At 69.9% G+C, this 15,493-nt stretch carries 15 protein-coding genes and 1 pseudogene; 6 read left to right on the forward strand and 10 right to left on the reverse strand.

Annotated elements, in window-relative coordinates:
• Positions 1–265 (reverse strand): transposase domain-containing protein (locus tag ALLO2_RS17775; protein WP_035733581.1); only part of this gene is annotated, 265 nt, incomplete at its 3' end.
• Positions 266–328: 63 nt separating this feature from the next.
• Between ALLO2_RS17775 and ALLO2_RS24790 the strand changes: the two genes are divergently transcribed.
• A complete protein-coding gene (locus ALLO2_RS24790; RefSeq protein ID WP_082456697.1) occupies positions 329–895 on the forward strand; it encodes a GNAT family N-acetyltransferase in 567 nt (188 codons plus the stop codon).
• A gap of 197 nt (positions 896–1,092) precedes the next feature.
• Here the strand turns inward: ALLO2_RS24790 and ALLO2_RS24795 are convergent, their stop codons facing one another.
• From ALLO2_RS24795 to ALLO2_RS17790, 5 genes and pseudogenes are all read right to left on the reverse strand, one after another.
• Positions 1,093–2,049 (reverse strand): XRE family transcriptional regulator, encoded by a 957-nt coding sequence (locus ALLO2_RS24795; protein ID WP_131728979.1) that lies wholly within the window; start codon positions 2,047–2,049, stop codon positions 1,093–1,095.
• Positions 2,050–2,133: 84 nt separating this feature from the next.
• Positions 2,134–2,319 (reverse strand): annotated as a pseudogene (locus tag ALLO2_RS28360) (helix-turn-helix domain-containing protein); the annotation flags it as partial.
• Positions 2,320–2,909: 590 nt separating this feature from the next.
• The gene (locus ALLO2_RS17780) at positions 2,910–3,554 is read right to left on the reverse strand and encodes a response regulator transcription factor (protein ID WP_011434768.1); all 645 of its coding nucleotides are present in this window, start codon (positions 3,552–3,554) and stop codon (positions 2,910–2,912) included.
• Positions 3,551–3,934, reverse strand: a complete 384-nt coding sequence (locus ALLO2_RS17785) for a sensor histidine kinase (protein WP_011434769.1) — start codon at positions 3,932–3,934, stop codon at positions 3,551–3,553. Before ALLO2_RS17785 ends, ALLO2_RS17780 begins: the two co-directional genes overlap by 4 nt.
• Entirely contained in the window at positions 3,931–4,827 is an 897-nt protein-coding gene (locus ALLO2_RS17790; RefSeq protein ID WP_023840881.1) for a histidine kinase dimerization/phosphoacceptor domain-containing protein, read from the reverse strand. The genes ALLO2_RS17785 and ALLO2_RS17790 overlap by 4 nt, the downstream gene beginning before the upstream one ends.
• A 254-nt stretch (positions 4,828–5,081) precedes the next feature.
• Between ALLO2_RS17790 and ALLO2_RS17795 the strand changes: the two genes are divergently transcribed.
• Complete coding sequence (locus tag ALLO2_RS17795; protein WP_011434771.1) at positions 5,082–5,720, forward strand: dTMP kinase; 639 nt, start codon at positions 5,082–5,084, stop codon at positions 5,718–5,720.
• A 64-nt stretch (positions 5,721–5,784) separates the two neighbouring features.
• Here ALLO2_RS17795 and ALLO2_RS17800 read toward each other — a convergent pair whose 3' ends face one another.
• The gene (locus ALLO2_RS17800) at positions 5,785–6,723 is read right to left on the reverse strand and encodes an acyl-ACP desaturase (protein WP_035733582.1); all 939 of its coding nucleotides are present in this window, start codon (positions 6,721–6,723) and stop codon (positions 5,785–5,787) included.
• Positions 6,724–7,001: 278 nt separating this feature from the next.
• Between ALLO2_RS17800 and ALLO2_RS17805 the strand changes: the two genes are divergently transcribed.
• Both ALLO2_RS17805 and ALLO2_RS17810 read left to right on the forward strand, forming a co-directional pair.
• Positions 7,002–7,721: a response regulator transcription factor gene (locus tag ALLO2_RS17805; RefSeq protein ID WP_011434773.1), complete on the forward strand. Its 720-nt coding sequence runs from the start codon at positions 7,002–7,004 to the stop codon at positions 7,719–7,721.
• The gene (locus tag ALLO2_RS17810) at positions 7,718–9,163 is read left to right on the forward strand and encodes a cell wall metabolism sensor histidine kinase WalK (protein WP_023840879.1); all 1,446 of its coding nucleotides are present in this window, start codon (positions 7,718–7,720) and stop codon (positions 9,161–9,163) included. The genes ALLO2_RS17805 and ALLO2_RS17810 overlap by 4 nt, the downstream gene beginning before the upstream one ends.
• A gap of 147 nt (positions 9,164–9,310) precedes the next feature.
• On the opposite strand, the gene ALLO2_RS17815 is transcribed toward ALLO2_RS17810, so the two are convergent.
• On the reverse strand, positions 9,311–10,477 hold the full coding sequence (locus tag ALLO2_RS17815) for a YafY family protein (protein ID WP_011434777.1): 1,167 nt from the start codon (positions 10,475–10,477) through the stop codon (positions 9,311–9,313).
• A 97-nt stretch (positions 10,478–10,574) separates the two neighbouring features.
• On the opposite strand from ALLO2_RS17815, the gene ALLO2_RS17820 reads away from it, so the two are divergent.
• Positions 10,575–11,060: a VOC family protein gene (locus ALLO2_RS17820; protein ID WP_011434778.1), complete on the forward strand. Its 486-nt coding sequence runs from the start codon at positions 10,575–10,577 to the stop codon at positions 11,058–11,060.
• A 21-nt stretch (positions 11,061–11,081) separates the two neighbouring features.
• On the opposite strand, the gene ALLO2_RS17825 is transcribed toward ALLO2_RS17820, so the two are convergent.
• On the reverse strand, positions 11,082–12,236 hold the full coding sequence (locus tag ALLO2_RS17825) for an amidohydrolase family protein (protein ID WP_035733583.1): 1,155 nt from the start codon (positions 12,234–12,236) through the stop codon (positions 11,082–11,084).
• 362 nt (positions 12,237–12,598) lie between these two features.
• Between ALLO2_RS17825 and ALLO2_RS17830 the strand changes: the two genes are divergently transcribed.
• On the forward strand, positions 12,599–14,176 hold the full coding sequence (locus ALLO2_RS17830) for a glutamine synthetase family protein (RefSeq protein WP_051875369.1): 1,578 nt from the start codon (positions 12,599–12,601) through the stop codon (positions 14,174–14,176).
• Positions 14,177–14,200: 24 nt separating this feature from the next.
• Here the strand turns inward: ALLO2_RS17830 and ALLO2_RS17835 are convergent, their stop codons facing one another.
• Positions 14,201–15,412: an NAD(P)H-binding protein gene (locus ALLO2_RS17835; RefSeq protein WP_232235174.1), complete on the reverse strand. Its 1,212-nt coding sequence runs from the start codon at positions 15,410–15,412 to the stop codon at positions 14,201–14,203.
• Positions 15,413–15,493: the final 81 nt, after the last annotated feature.

A 15,493-nucleotide genomic window follows, 5' to 3' on the forward strand; every position in this document is an offset into this window, starting at 1 on the left:
AGGTCGGTTCCCACCGCGGCCCCACCACATCGAGATCGTCCAGGGTGGCGGCGAGCCGGCACGCGACCGCCTCGTAGTCGTCGTCCGCGAACAACGCGAGCGCCATCACGAAGTAGACCGCGACCCGCGGCGGGATCGTCGTGTCGGAACGCCGGGCACCTCTCCCGGTCGCCTCGATCGCCCCATCAACCGCGTCCCGCGAGACGAACGACGTCAGGACCCCCAACGANATCCAGTCCGTCAGCTGGCTACCCGTGTCCGTCACAGCCCAGGATCATGCCGTCAACCCGGCAGATCCACCCGAACCGACACACCACAGCCAGCCAAGATCCAAATAGTGGAAGTGGCATTGGGACTAGGCCCCTTCTCCGCCAGTCTGGTCGAGCTGTATTGGGAGTGGGAACAAGACCCGAGTGTATTGGTCGGATACGGTCGTCAGACTCCGGACTCACTCGAAAACCGGCGAGAAGGAGTCCAGCATCAGGCACGAGGTACCGACGATCAACTACGATTCACCGTCTACGACATAACGACAACCCCGCCAACCCCTGTGGGGACCACTGCCGTACTCATCGATCATCACGTACGGACCGGCGAGTTTATAATCCAGCTCAACCCGTCCAGCCGAGGCAAAGGTATAGGAACCGAAGCTACCCGCCTAACACTCGATTACGCCTTTCATATTTCCAATCTTCGATGCGTCTACCTGTCGGTGCTGACCCCGAACACAGGAGCAATCCGCGCCTACGAGAAGGCCGGATTCCGGAAGATCGGGGAACGGCGACAGTCCGGGTATTGGCTCGGCCAGTCTGCCGATGAGACCCTCATGGACGCTATACCGGCAGAATTTCCCGGACCCTCCCTCGTGCGACAACTAGTCAATCCGGATTCGTAACAATCGCGCCGTTTCCGATCTAGCTTCGCTGCGCGTCCGACTGGCCGCGACGTCGACCGTTCTCGCCGTACCCGCCCGGAACCTTGAGGACTTCGGGCGGAGGTACGGCGTTGTCCAGTTGCAGGATGCTTACAACCGGTGAAGACTCTCGAAAGTGTGGGACGGCTGATCTCGAATCGTTGCGACCAGGGATATTGTCATGGTCGGAGGTCCATGAAGTCGGCCATCTCGCTAAGGCCACTACTCTTTGCGGTGCGGACGCCGGTAGCATCCAACAATGTGCCGACCAATGAATGCGCCGTCCGTTGATTTCTCAGCCATTCGGGAGCAGACTTTCGGATGCTCACCAGAGTTCTCGTTGCACCCGGGTAATTATGCGTAGAGACCTGCGCTTCGGCCACGGTCAGTAGATGGCGAGACCACCTACCCGAAGACATCTTCTTCGATGGTCGGACGGACCGAGCCAGGTGGAGTGCTAGAGACGGATCGCCACCTATAAGAGTGTTTTCAACGGATGCCGTCTCGACCACAGTCGGCCCGAAAGAGATCCATGCATGCGGCCCGTAATCTATCCTGTCGGTCTCGACCCGAACAGCCGCCATGCGAGCAAGTTGGATCAGTTCGTGCGATGTATCAGGCCGGTTATTTCGGGATGCCGCGCTACTACCTCGAAGAAGCAATGTTCCCCACACCGAGAGATGCTGAGGTGTGGCCTTGGTCATCGAAGGTTCGATGTTTTCGGCAGCGCGTACCGCGATTTCTTCCGCTTCATCGAAGCGCCTTTGTCTTAGTAGATACCATGACAGCACGCCGGTGGCGGTCGCATCTAGGATTTCGCTACCCGCACGGGATGACGTCTCCTTTGCCTTCATCACAGACCAATAGCCGAGGTCTTCGTGTCGAAGGTAGATGAGTACGGCCCCTGCAAGGCGGTACGCCTGAGCCAGATAGCGCAATGCGGTTAGTTCATCGTCGCCGTCATAGTGCGACACTGCTACTTGTGCCGCATCGAGTATCCCGGGCAGCTCTGTAGCGGCGAGCTGATAGCGAGAACTGTTGTAAGCGCGCCCCGCCCGAGCCAAGGTTTTGCCAATTTCGTCTAGCGCGGGTGGTTCGCTGGCGGGGGCAGAATTCAGGCTATCCGACGAAGGCATTAGCGTCTTCCGCAGTGCCCAGAGACTAGGTTCCTGAAGAGAGTCCCGCGGCGCCACAGATTCGCCGTTATCGAAAAGCTCAGAGGTCTTAACGTTCAGACCACGGGCCAACGCATGAAGCGTTTCTATTCGAGCCCCCGCCCGTCGATTCTGCTCTAGCTTTCTGATTACGGCGACGCTGACACCAGAGCGTGCGGCTAGCTCTTCCTGTGAGAGAGAGCGCCTACGCCGTATCTGGGCAATCCTGTCACCAGGCATTATGTCGGGCATGCCGTCACCTCCGATGCGGAGCGTAGCAGAGGCCCGCAAGAATTCCCACCGACTGCTCAGGACGTCCCGCAAGTTCGTAGGCCCGGGATTGACTTTCTGAGGCCCGAAATCGGCCAGACCCCATGACGACTTTCGGAGCCGCGCGAGAGACACGACACATGGCCCCCGGCTCCCGTCATGCTGACGGGCTAGATCCACTGGAGGCTGACTCCCGGTGCTCCGCGCGTAGGGGACCGCCCGGCGGTAGATCAAATAGAGCAATCAGCTACTTCAGTTGCGGGCTTGCCGGCCCCGTTGGGCCCGACGAATCCGGCGACGACCCCCTCGGGAATCGTGAGGTCGAGACCGGTGACGACGGTCCGGCGCCCGTAACGCTTGGTCAGNCCCTGGACGTCGACGGCGGCCGGCCGGTCTGTCTCAGGTACCGGCCGGGTGGTGCCGGGCCGGGNGGCGCCGGGTGATGGCGAACCGGGCCCGCCAGTGGTTGTCATCATGGGAATCAGACTGGTGTGGCCGCCCCCTCACGTCGTCCGTCCAGCGGCGGCATCGTCGTACGCAATGTGACGCAGCACCGGGTACGCCCAGCCGGCTCAGACGAGGCCGGCCTGGTGGGCCAGGACGGCGAGCTGGGCCCGGTCCCGCGCCGCCAGTTTCACCATCACCCGGCTCACGTGGGTGCGGGCCGTCGCCGGACTGATCACCAGTCGGGCGGCGATCTCGTCGTTGGACAGCCCGTGGCCGACGAGGCTCATCACCTCGCGTTCCCGCACGGTCAGCCCGCGCAGGTCCGGGGCGGCGACGGCGGCTGGCCGGCGGGCGAAGGTCTCGATGACGAGTCGGGTCACCGTCGGGGAGAGCAGAGACTCGCCCGCGGCGACGACCCGGATCGCTCGCAGCAGGTCGGCGGCCTCGGTGTCCTTGAGCACGAAGCCCGAGGCGCCGCCCCGCAACGCCTCGAAGACGTATTCGTCCAGCTCAAAGGTGGTGACCATGACGACCCGGGTAGCGGCCAGGTCGGGATCCTCGACGATCGTCCGCAGCGCCGCCAGCCCGTCGAGGACCGGCATGCGGATGTCGAGCAGCACGACGTCGGGTCGGGTGGCGCGGACGAGTTCGACCGCGGCCCGACCGTCCTCGGCCTCGCCGACGAGCTCCAGATCGTCCTCGGTCTCGATGAGTACCCGCAGCCCGAGCCGCACCAGCGGCTGGTCGTCGGCCACCGCCACCCGGATCACGAGCGGGTCACCCAGCTGGGGAACGTCCGGCCGCCGCCGGTATGCACCGGAAGCTCGGCCCGGACCTGCCAACCGCCGGCCCGGACCGGTCCGGCGGTGAGGCTTCCGCCGAGCTCCGCGGCCGTGCCCGGCTGGTCGGTGACGTCGACGACGAGCCGGCCGTCGATGATCCCCATGGTGACGCGCACCCGTACTCCGTTCGGCTCCCCGTGCCGGAGCACGTTGGTCAGCGACTCCTGAATGATGCGGTAGGCCGCCAGATCGAGGTCCGCCGGCAGGCCCGTGAGATCCTGGGAGTCTCCCTGCGTGACGAGCTCGACGGGCACCCCGCAGAGCCGGACCTCGCGCAGCAGGCTCGGGAGTCGGCCGAGTCCCGTCAACGGGGTCCTGGGCGGCTCGTCAGGCGCCTCGCGGGCCCTGCCGGTCCCCCCTCCCGGGTATCCGTCGAGGACGCGGCGGCGGCGCTGGTGGTGGCGGCGGCGCTGGCGGCGGCGGTGACGGAGTCCGCGGCCGCCGCCGGGTCCGCCCGCCGGCCGGCCCGGGTGAGCGCCAGGGTGGCCCGCAGCTCGTCCAGCGCGTCGACGCTCGTCCGGCGGATGGCCTCCAGGGCCACCTGGGCCTGCTCGGGACGCCGGTCCAGCACATGCAGCGCCACCGCGGCCTGTAGGGAGATAATGGACCGGCTGTGGCCCACGACGTCGTGGACCTCGCGAGCCATCCGCAGCCGTTCCTGTTCGATCCGGCGGCGGGTCGCCTCCTCCTTGGCCTGCGCAGAGGCGATGCGGTTGAGTCTGATCAGGGCGCCCACGAAGGCGGGGACGGTGCAGGACGCGACCGTCCCGATCATCGTGATGCCGAACTTCCAGCCGCCGTCGGCATATCCCCGCAGTAGCGCGACGACCGAGCCGAGGAAGATCAGCAGAACGCAGACCCCCACGGCTCGGCTCGTCGTCCGCTGGTCGTGGCGCAGCCCGACCGCGAGCCCGGACACGATCACGGGAAAGAAGGCGGGGCCGTGCGGGTAGCCGGTGCCGAGGTAGCCGCCGAGGAGCAGGCTCGTGGCCATCAGCATGGCCAACGGAGCCCGGCGGCGCAGGGGGATGGCGGCGGCCAGCAGGGCGAGCAGCACGTAGGCGAAGGCATCCAACGGCCGGGAGGGGGGCACCTGGTCGGCACCAACCTCCCCGGAACCGCGGAGCAACGCCGCCGCGGTGAACGCGGTGAACAGGAGGTCACCGATCACCGGGAAGATGCCGCGCCTGGCCTCTACCATCTCTCCGACGGTAGCGAGCCGCCGTCGTGCCGACATCCGCCACTGGACGTATCCGGCGTACGGGCCGGGACGCAGCCGGGAGCCGGGACGCAGCCGGGAGGAGGAAGCGCCCGGCCGGTGGTCGACCGGTTTCGACGTGTCCTTGCGATGCCCTTGTTACGGATTGTCTCCTTGTTACGGTTACGCTGCGGCCTGAGGGTGGCCGTCGCGGCCCGAGGGCTCACGACGGCCGGTGGCGGGGAGGTGCCAGGAGGATGATCCTCGCGATCGAAGGCGTTGACGGCGCGGGCAAGAACACGCTGACCGGGCGGCTGGTCGCCCGCCTCACCGCCGCCGGCCGCAGCGTCGCGACGCTCGCCTATCCCCGCTATGCGACCGAGCCCCTCGGCCCGGCGGTGCGTGGCCTGCTGGCCGGCGATCCGCGGCTTGCGCCGCTCGCGGCCTCCCCCCGGGCGAGCGCGATGATGTTCGCGCTCGACCGGGCCAACTCCCGTCCCGAACTCGACGCTCTCGTCCGTACGCACGATCTGATGATCATCGATCGTTACGTGGCGTCGAACGCGGCGTACGGCGCGGCGCGGCTGCCGGCCACCGAGCGGGAGAGCTTTCCCGCCTGGATCGCCGAGCTGGAACTCGGCGCGCTCGCGCTGCCGGTGCCCGATCTCCAGGTCCTGCTGCGGATCCCGGTGGGGACGGCGCGGGCGGGTACGCTCGCCCGCGCCGGGGCCGACCGGGGGCGGGCGCTGGACACCTTCGAATCCGACGACGGGCTGCAGGAGCGGTGCGCGCGGATGTACGAGGAGCTGGCGGCCCGGAGTTGGGTCTCCCCGTGGCTGGTGGTGGACCGGGAGACTGGTGTCGACACGATCTGCGAACACCTCGCCACCCGGTAGGGACGCTACGGACAGTGAGACCATCCCGGGTTTTCCGGGTTTTCCGGGTTATGCAGGTTATGCGTTAGGCCGAGGCCAGCGCCTTGGCTCGCCGGGTGGCACGTTCCGTGGTCCGCGCCAGCTTCGCTTCCTGCTGCGTCGCGAGGGCGTCGAGCCCGGTGACGAAGGCGGAGACCTCCTCGCGGGCCTTCTCAGCCTCGCCATTCAGGCCCTCCAGGTCGAAGAACCGCCAGTGACGCAGGACCGGCAACACCACGTCGTCGTGGTGGATGCGCAGGTTGTAGATGCCGGCCCGGGCGATCTGGATCGCCTTGCGGCCGAAGTCACGGATGCCGGTGCCGGGCATCTGGAAGTTGACGAGCTCGTCGCGGATGGCCACCACAGTACGCGAGGGGTCGAGCTCCAGCGCCCCCGCGATCACGTTCCGATAGAAGATCATGTGCAGGTTCTCGTCCGTCGCCACCCGCGTGAGCAGCTTCTCGGCGATCGGTTCCCCGCAGAAACGGCCGGTGTTGCGGTGGCTCACCCGGGTCGCCAGTTCCTGGAAGGAGACGTACACCGTTGCCTCCAGCGGGGACTTGTTCCGGCTGTCGTAGCCCTTGCCCATCTGGTACATGCGGTTGCGTTCGAGGGCGATCGGGNCCACCGCCCGGGTGACCAGGAGGTAGTCGCGCATTGCTATGGAGTGGCGCCCCTCTTCGGCGGTCCACCGGTGCACCCAGCTTCCCCAGGCGCCGTCCTGGCCGAACGCGTCCGCGATCTCTCGGTGGTAGCTGGGCAGGTTGTCCTCGGTCAGCAGGTTGACCTCGAACGCGATCTGCGCGATCTGCGAAAGCTTCGACTGCCCGGGCTCCCAGGGGAGGCTGTCGAAGTCGCGGCCCTCGCCCCAGGGTACGTACTCGTGCGGCATCCATTCGGCAGCGACGCCGAGATGCCGGTTCAGGTTGGCCTCGGCGACGGGCTCCAGATCGCGTATCAGGTCGATGTCCGTGAGTGATTTCATTGGGGAACTGTTCCAGAGGGATCATGTGTTAACCATGTCCCGCGGGTGTGGATTACCGAGCGTGGAACTGTTCCGCCGAGGCAGTCCCGCTGCGGGACCGGGCCTCCTCGCCAGGCCCGGCGAGGAGGCCCGGGCGGACAGTCCCGGCGCGCCCGGTCGGCATCCGGCTCACACCGAACTCTCATGATGCTCGGATGAACTCGATGCGGACGATGCCGGCATCGCCGTTCGCATCGCCGNCCNCCCGCCGCATCGAGGTCGCGTCCAGGGAGCCGGACATGTCCACTGCCCCGCGTGTGCTGGTCGTCGACGATGAGCCGAACATCGTCGATCTGCTGCGGATGGCGTTACGTTTCCATGGTTTCGACGTCCTGACCGCGACCACCGGTCGGGCGGCGCTTGAGTTGGCCGTCGCGGCCCGGCCGGATCTGATGATCCTTGATGTGATGCTGCCCGACATCGACGGCTTCGAGATCTGCCGGAGGTTGCGCGCGGACGGGCACCCGGTACCCGTCGTCTACCTGAGCGCGCGCAACGCTCACCGGGACAAGATCGCCGGCCTCACCTACGGCGGCGACGACTACGTCACCAAGCCGTTTGCCGTCGACGAGCTCCTCGCCCGGGTCCGGGCCGTGCTGCGCCGGACGTCACCTCCGCCGGCCGAACCGGCACCCGCGCCGCCGTCCCCGCTGCGGTTCGCCGACGTGGAACTTGACCCGGACGCCCATCTCGTCCGCCGCGCCGGGGAGCCGATCGACCTGTCGCCGACGGAGTTCTCCCTGCTGCGGTACTTCCTGACCAACCCTAACCGGGTGCTGTCCAGGACCCAGATCCTCGACGCGGTGTGGAGCTACGACTACGGGGGCGAGTCGACCATCGTGGACCAGTACGTCAGCTACCTGCGGCGCAAGCTCGGCCGGCACGGCCCGTCCCTCATCCACACCCAGCGCGGTTTTGGCTACGTGCTGCGCCTTCCGGTGGCGGGGTCCAACCGGTGACGCTCCGCCTGAAGCTGATGTCCGGCCTGATCGCGCTGACCGCACTGGGACTGGTCATCGTGGGTGGGGCGAGCGTGTTCGCGCTGCGTGCCTACCTGGACGACCGGATCGACCAGCAGCTCACCCGCGCGCGGGTGCTGGGCGGCCTGCCGGCCGCTGTCTATCTGTCCCGGTGGGAGGCGCTGGGCCGGGCCGGGGTGGAGCGGGCCGTGGCGCCGACCGACTACCTGGTGGAGATCCGGCGGACGGACGGGACGGTGCTGCGCATCGCGGGTTCGGTGACTCCCACGCCGCCGGCCACGCCCCTGCTGGACGCCGCCGGGGACCGGGGTGCCACACCGTTCACCGTCATCGCCGACCGGGAGCGGTACCGAGCGGTCGTCCGGGACAGTCCGCGCGGGCCGCGGGTCCTCGTCGCGCTGCCGCTGAAGCCGGTCACGGAGACGGTCCACCGACTGGTGATGATCGAAGTTGCGGTGGGTCTCACGGTGCTTGCCGCGATCGCCGTGCTCGCCTGGGTGTGGCTGACCCGTGGCCTGCGCCCACTGCGTCAGATGATCTCCACCGCGTCGGCGATCGCCGGGGGGGATCTCGACCGGCGGGTGCCGGCGGGGTCGGCCCGTTCGGAGACCGGTCAGCTCGCCACGGCCCTCAACACGATGCTCGGCCAGATCCAGGCCGCGTTCGCCGCCCGGGTCACATCCCAGGAGCAGCTCCGCCGCTTCGCCGCCGACGCCTCCCACGAGCTGCGGACGCCGTTGACCTCGATCCGCGGCTACGCCGATCTGCTGCGCGGCGGAATGGTGACGGCGGTCGACGCGGATGACGCGCTACGCCGGGTCCAGGAGGAGGCCGCCCGAATGAGCACCCTTGTCGACGACCTGCTGTACCTGGCCCACCTCGACGAGCAGCGACCGATGCGGCGGGCCGGGATCGACCTCGCCGGGCTCGTCCGCGACGCCGTCGCCGACCTGCGGGTCGCGGCCCCCGAGCGCCCGGTGAGCGCCGAGCTCCCGGCGAGCTGCGTCGTCCTCGGCGACGAGAACGCGCTGCGCCAGCTCGCCGGCAACCTCCTGACCAACGCCCGCGTCCACACCCCGCCCGAGACGCCGATCGAGGTGTGGCTGCAGGCGCTGCCAGCGGACGCCGCGCCGACCGGCCCCGCCGGCCCCGGGACCCCCGGGGGCGCGGAGCTTCACGTCATCGACCACGGGCCGGGCATACCACCGGAGGTCGCCGAGCACGTGTTCGACCGCTTCTACCGGGCCGCGGACAGCCGGGCCCGGGGGCATGGTGGCAACGGATTGGGGCTGTCCATCGTCGCGGCGACCGCCGCCGCCCACGGCGGCCGGGTCGAGGTGTCCAGTGCCGTCGGCGCCGGCACGGTCTTCCGGTTCCTGCTGCCGGTGCCGGTGCCGGAGGCGGCATCGTGGAGCCGGTAACGGACATCATCTTCGTGTGCCGTAGTACTACAGTCGTAGTGATCTCTATGTGGTCTCTTTCCGGCGAATCGGTCTTCAGCACTGATACGGCCAGGGAGCAGGCCCGCGCCTATCTGGAGGGCATGCTGTCGCGTACAGAGCGTACAGTCAGGGTGCCGGCAGGTTGTGGTTCCCGGCGACGGGCCTGCGACTTCCGTCGTTGCCCGGCGCCGGTGCGCCGTATAGCGCGGCGAGCGCGCCCACGGCGCGCGTCACCGCCTCGCGTAGCTCCGGGGGGTGGAGCACCTCCAGATCCGGGCCGAGTACGAGCAGCTCGCGCTCGGCGTGCCGGACGGACTCGATCGGCACGACCGCGCGTACCCAGCCGTCCTCCTCCGGTGCGCTCGCCGTCTCCCGGACGGCGCGGGCGACCGCCGGGGGTAGCCGGAAGGGGGCCATCGTCACGCCGGTCGGGGAAAGCCGCACGGTCGCCCGCGTCCGGTAGACCTCGGATTCGTAGCGGGCCGTCCAGCCGGCCCAGTAGGCGCCGAGGTCGAAGCTATGCGGCCGTTCGAACGTCTCGGTGGTCGTCTCAAGGCTGAGGATCTTCGCGACCCGGTACACCCGGGGCAGAGTGGCCGGCCCGCCCGCCGGTTCCGTGCCTCCGCTGCCGTCCGCACTCTCGGTGGCGCCTGCGGCTCGGGTGCCGTCAGGGTCTCGGGTGCTGCCAGCGTCCTCGGCCAGGCCTACGCCCTGGGTGCCGTGTGCGACGTTGGCGACCAGGTACCAGGTGCCGCCTTTGAGGACCACGCCGAGCGGTTCGAGGTGGCGGATGATCTCGCGGGGGGCCCGCCAACGCCGGTAGGTGACCCGGACGCGGCGCTGCTCCCACACCGCCGCTGCCACCTCGGTCAGCAGCGGCGTGTCCTCGGTGGCCCGGAACCAGCCGGGCGCGTCGAGATGGAAGCGCTCCCGCACCCGGCCGGCCCGTTCGCGCAGCTGCTCGGGCAGCGCCGCCATCAGCTTCAGTTCCGCCGCCGCGAGCATCGTGCCGAGCCCCAGCTCGCCGGCGGCCGCCGGCATGCCGGCGAGGAACAGGGAGTCGGCCTCGCCGGAGGTCAACCCGGTCAGCCGGGTGCGGAAGCCGTCGAGCAGCCGGTACCCGCCGGTGGCACCGCGGTCTGCCAGCACCGGAACCCCGGCCTCGGCGAGGGACTCCAGATCCCGGTAGACCGTCCGCACGGAGACCTCGAGCTCGTCGGCGATCTCACGCGCCGTGAGCCGCCCACGGGTCTGCAACAGCAGCAGGACGGAGAGGAGCCGGCTGGCACGCATGCCCGATTCTCCCCGGGCCATACCTGCCAGGAGAAGTCAGGTATGGCTTCGAGGATGGGATCCGACGCATCGACACCGGAACGCGAAGGAGATCGCCATGGCGGGAACGGACCCGGCTCGGGAGACGGGNGTGGACAGGACCGGGGACACGGCCGCTACCGGTGCGGCGGCTGGGTCCGCAAGTGCTGGCTTCGCGAGTGACGCGGCGGTGACCTGGGCCGGACTGATGCTCGACTGTCCGGACGCGAAGGAGCTCGCGACCTTCTACGGCACGTTGACCGGCTGGGGCGTCGCCGGCGCCGACGACGAGGGGGCCTGGGCATACCTCACCCCACCGGGGACCGAGATCATGATCGGTTTCCAGCGGGTGGCGGGCTACCAGCCGCCGCGCTGGCCGGACCAGGACGCCCCGCAGCAGTTCCACCTGGATTTCCGGGTCGCCGGCCTGACGGCCGCCATCGCCCTGGCGGAAGGCCTCGGGGCGAGGCAGGCCGAGTTCCAGCCGGGCGGGGACCGGTGGCGGGTGCTTCTCGACCCGGTCGGTCACCCGTTCTGCCTCTGCCCGCCGGCCGCCGCAGGCTGACCGCCTAGCCGCCCGTGCTGGTCAGGGCGGGTTGTACAGGTTGTAGACGCGGCGGGCGTTGTCCGCGCAGATGAGCCGGGCGACCCGCTTGGCGTCCGCCGCGGTCCAGGCGTCGTCGGCGACGCCCGCCGCGAGGAACGCCGACAGCCCACGCCGGAACAGGACGGCCCCGAGCAGGTACAGCTCGCCGAGCGCGAAGGCGTCGGTGGAGAAGAGGAACTTGCCGAACGGGGCGAGTTCGAGTGCCTGCGCGAGCAGGCCGGCCGAGCCGCGGCCGCAGTTGTGGATGGCGAGCCCGAGGTCAAGGTAGATGTTCGNGAACACCTGGGCCAGGTAGCCAGCCTCCCGGTGGAACGGGTAGCAATGCAGCAGCAGCACACTGACCTCGGTCGGTGCTATCGCCCGCAGCAGGCCGGTGAGTAGCAGTGGGTTGCCCCGGCGCAGGTCGATGTCGCTGTCCCCGTATCCGACGTGGATCTGGATGGGGAGCCGCGCGTCGACCCCGCACCAGATGAGGAAGGCATGCAGGGTGGGGTCGGTCAGCCGGATCGGGGCGCCGGCGCGGATCTCGTGGATCCAGCCGCGAGCGGCGGCGGCGACCTCGCGGTCGGTCGGTCGCTGTGCGGGCAGCTCCAGGCCGCCGCGGTAGGCCGCGACCGACTTCACCGCGACCATGGTGGGGCGGGTGGACTCGAGCCGGGCCCGCACGGTGTCGGCGAGGTGGGTCATGCCGATCTGCCCGGTGATGACGTCGACCGCGGCCTGCTCGGCGACCCGCTCCAACCGCACCACGTCCACGCCGCGTCCGCCGGCGAGCTCGGCCAGCTCCGCGGCGCTGGTCAGCGGCTCCGGTTGGAANCCGGCGTCAACGCAGAACGTGGTGATCCCGCAGGCACGCAGCAGCCGCCGGTGCACCTCGGCGTGGCCAAGCTCCGCCCGGCGTTCGAGGTAGTCTTCCGGCGCGGCATGCGCCGGCAGGTCGAGCACCGGCGCGCACCAGCGCCGCAGGGCGAAGCCGATCTGGCTGTCGAACAGCGTCGTCCCCGGTGGTCCGGGGTGTTCCGCCTCAGTGATCATGCTTTCGAATTCCGGGCGAGTCAGATCGCGGCCGACCAGACCATGGCAGTGATGGTCGACGAGCTCGTGATCTACGAACGGTTCCACCGGGCGGCCCACCCATCGATGATCCCCCCTGGAAGGTGGGGTCATGCCTGACCGTACTGGACACACTCGGTCATCCCCAAGTCCACGGCGGCCCTGTGGATAACTTGTGGATTACTCCTGGCTTCCTGGGGACAGTCGTTCCGAAAGTCGATGATGTTGCCGTGTTTTCATCTCTTCTTGCGTCGGCGGCAACTGTGGACAACGCTCGGAGCGCTTGTTATGAACAGCTGGCTTCTCCTTCGATCCGGCCGAATTTTGTCGCTCTCCGTAACATCGCGGGAGAGTGAGGCGCCGCCGTGCCGTGCGCCCCGCCCGGCGTCCGGCAGGCGTACGCGCGACCATGGGGACAGGGGAGACCCGTGGGGAAGGTGAGGATGAACGAGCCTGCGTTGGACGAGTTCGCCCCTCGGATCATCGCCGGAGAGGATCGTAGGCGTGATCGGCTCGCCTCGGCGGCCCGGCATGCGGCGACGAACCTGGAGGTACGCGGCGTCGTCTGTGTTGCGGTGACCTACGTCGACAACAGCGGCATCACTCGGATGAAGGGGGTGCCGATCGGCCGACTCGACGCGGCGGCGGTGTGGGGCGTCGGCGTGTCGCCGGTGTTCGACGTGTTCGGCGCCGATGACTCGATCACGACAGGGCGCTACGCCGGGGGTCCCGTCGGGGATCTGCGGCTGCATCCCGACCTTGAGCGGCTGACACCCCTCGCCGCCCAGCCCGGCTGGGCCTGGGCCCCCGCCGACCGTCGCGACCAGGACGGCCGACCGCACCCGCAGGACGGCCGGGAACTCGTCCGCCTCCAGACGGCCCTGCTCGCCGAGCACGGCCTGACGGCGATGATGGCGTTCGAGGTCGAATGGGCCGTTTCCCCGGCCGGTTCCGACGAGTTCGCCCCGGCCGCTTCCGGGCCGGCGTACGGGATGATCAGGGTGGCCGAACTCGGTGACTACCTGCGGGATGTGGTCACCGCGCTCACCGAGGAGGGGCTGGTCGTCGAGCAGATCCATCCCGAGTACGCGGCCGGTCAGTTCGAGGTGTCCGTCGCCGCGCAGGATCCCCTCGGCGCCGCCGACACATGCGTGCTGGTCAAGGAGACGGTGCNCGGCGTCAGCAGGCGCCATGGCCTGCGCGTCTCGTTCGCCCCCAAGGTTCTCGTCGACAACGTGGGCAACGGCGGCCACGTGCATCTGAGCCTGTGGAGCGACGATCCCGACCGGCCGCCGGCCCCGCCCCGGCCCACGGCCTCGGGCGGAGGCCCGGGCGGGGCGAACTCCGGCGGCCCGTACCCGGACGGCCCGTACCCGGACGGCCCGTACCCAGGTGGCCTGGCCCGGACCGGTGGGGGCTCCGCCCGCCCGGGCCGGATCAACCTCATGGCGGGTGGCAACGGGCCGCTCGGACTGACCGCTGCCGGGGAGGCGTTCGCCGCCGGGATCCTCGGCCGGCTGCCGGCGCTGATGGCTCTCGGCGCCCCGAGCGTCGCCTCCTACCTGCGACTGGTGCCATCGACGTGGGCGGGTGTCCACGCCTGCTGGGGTCGGGAGAACCGGGAGGCCGCATTGCGTATGATCCCCGGGCCGCCGGCCGCGGTCGGCCAGGCGGCGAACCTGGAGGTGAAATCCTTCGACCTCACCGCGAATCCTTACCTTCTGGTGGCCGGTCTGCTGGCCGCCGGGCAGGCGGGGCTAGCGGCGGCGGCCACGTTGCCGGAGCCGGTGGACGTTGNCCCGGCCTCGCTCGACCCCGCCGAACGGGCCCGCCGCGGCATCCGGCGCCTGCCCACCAGCCTGGGCGAGGCGGTCGCCGCCTTCGAGGTCGACGAGGTGTTGCACCGCGCCCTGGGACGGGAGCTGCACGACACGGTCGCCGCCGTCCGGCGCGCGGAGATTGACCGGTTCGCCGAGGCCGCCCCGGCCGCCGTCGTCGCGGCGACCCGCTGGCGGTACTGACCTGCCGGCGGTGCTGACCGGGTATCAGCCCACCCGGCGCAGTCCGGCCGCGGCGGCGGCCCGCTCCAGGTCCTCGACGCCGAAGGCGTCGACCGGGCCAAGCGCGCCGGCGCGGGCGACGGTGCCCGCGGCGAGATGTCCCGCCATCCATGCCATGATCCGAGCGGTGAAGGCATAGGGGTCGCGACCTTCCAGCCGCACGGTGGCGAGTTCCCGGCCGGCGGCGTCCCGGGCGAGCGCGAACACCTGCGCCCCGGCGCGGGCCCGCGCCGCCCGGTCCGGTCCGCGGCCGGTCGTCCGCAGGGCGGACCGGGCGGCGGCGGCCAGCAGCGCCCGGCTCGGCGGGAAACGACGCAGCCCGGACAGGGGGAACGACAGTGCCTGCCCCACGCGGATGCCGCGGTCGACGCCGCCGATGTACGTCGCGACGTCGGTCAGCGCCGGTGCGAGCCGGGGCAGGGTGAACGGCNCCCCNCCCGACCACAGCNCCGCNGGGTGNCCCCGCCTGCCGCCCGACCCGCCGGTGACCTTGCCGGACGACCGGAAGGACCGCACCTCGCGGGCGAGCGGGCGCTCGACCAGGACGCCGCCGCGCAGCACGATGACGGGCTCGGTCAGCGCGGCCAGCAGGGTCGCCCGCGTTCCGCTGCTCATCCCGAGAGCGCCCATGACGAGGTAGCCGACGTCGAGGCGGCGGGCTTCGCCGCCGGCCGCCTGCAGGGCCAGTGCTCCGGCGAGGTTGCCGGGGACGAAGTCGAAGCCGGCGCCGGGGATCAACGCCGCCCCGGACGCCGCCGCTCGCGGGCCGACCTCGGTGAAGACGTGCCGCAGGAACGCGCCCTCCCCGGAACAGTCCAGGTAGTGCGCGCCGACCGCGGCCGCCGCCGCCACGACCGGTCGCCCGAACCGGCGGAACGGGCCCACCGTGGAGACGAGCACGTCCCCGGTGCCGAGCCCGAGCAGGCGGGCCAGCGACGCGCCGCCGGCCGCGTCCCGAGCCTCCGTCCGGTCGGCCGCGTCAACCACGTCGGCCGCGTCAACCACGTCGGCCGCGTCAACCACGTCGGCCGCGTCAGCCACGGTGGTCTCCAGGCCGTCGTAGGCGGCGGCGAGGGCACGGACCCTGGTCTCCGTGCGGCCGGCGAGGACAGGTCGGTGCCCGGCAGCCACGAGTTCCGCGGTCACCAGCCGGCCGGTGTAACCGGTCGCGCCGAACACTACGATACGGGCCGTCATGGGTCCCGACGTTATGCCCATCTGTCGAAGGTGGCCCTTGAGACGTTACTTTGGCACGTAGGGGCCTGCACACCCCACAAT

Source organism: Frankia sp. Allo2, assembly GCF_000733325.1.
GTDB classification, from domain to species: domain Bacteria; phylum Actinomycetota; class Actinomycetes; order Frankiales; family Frankiaceae; genus Frankia; species Frankia casuarinae.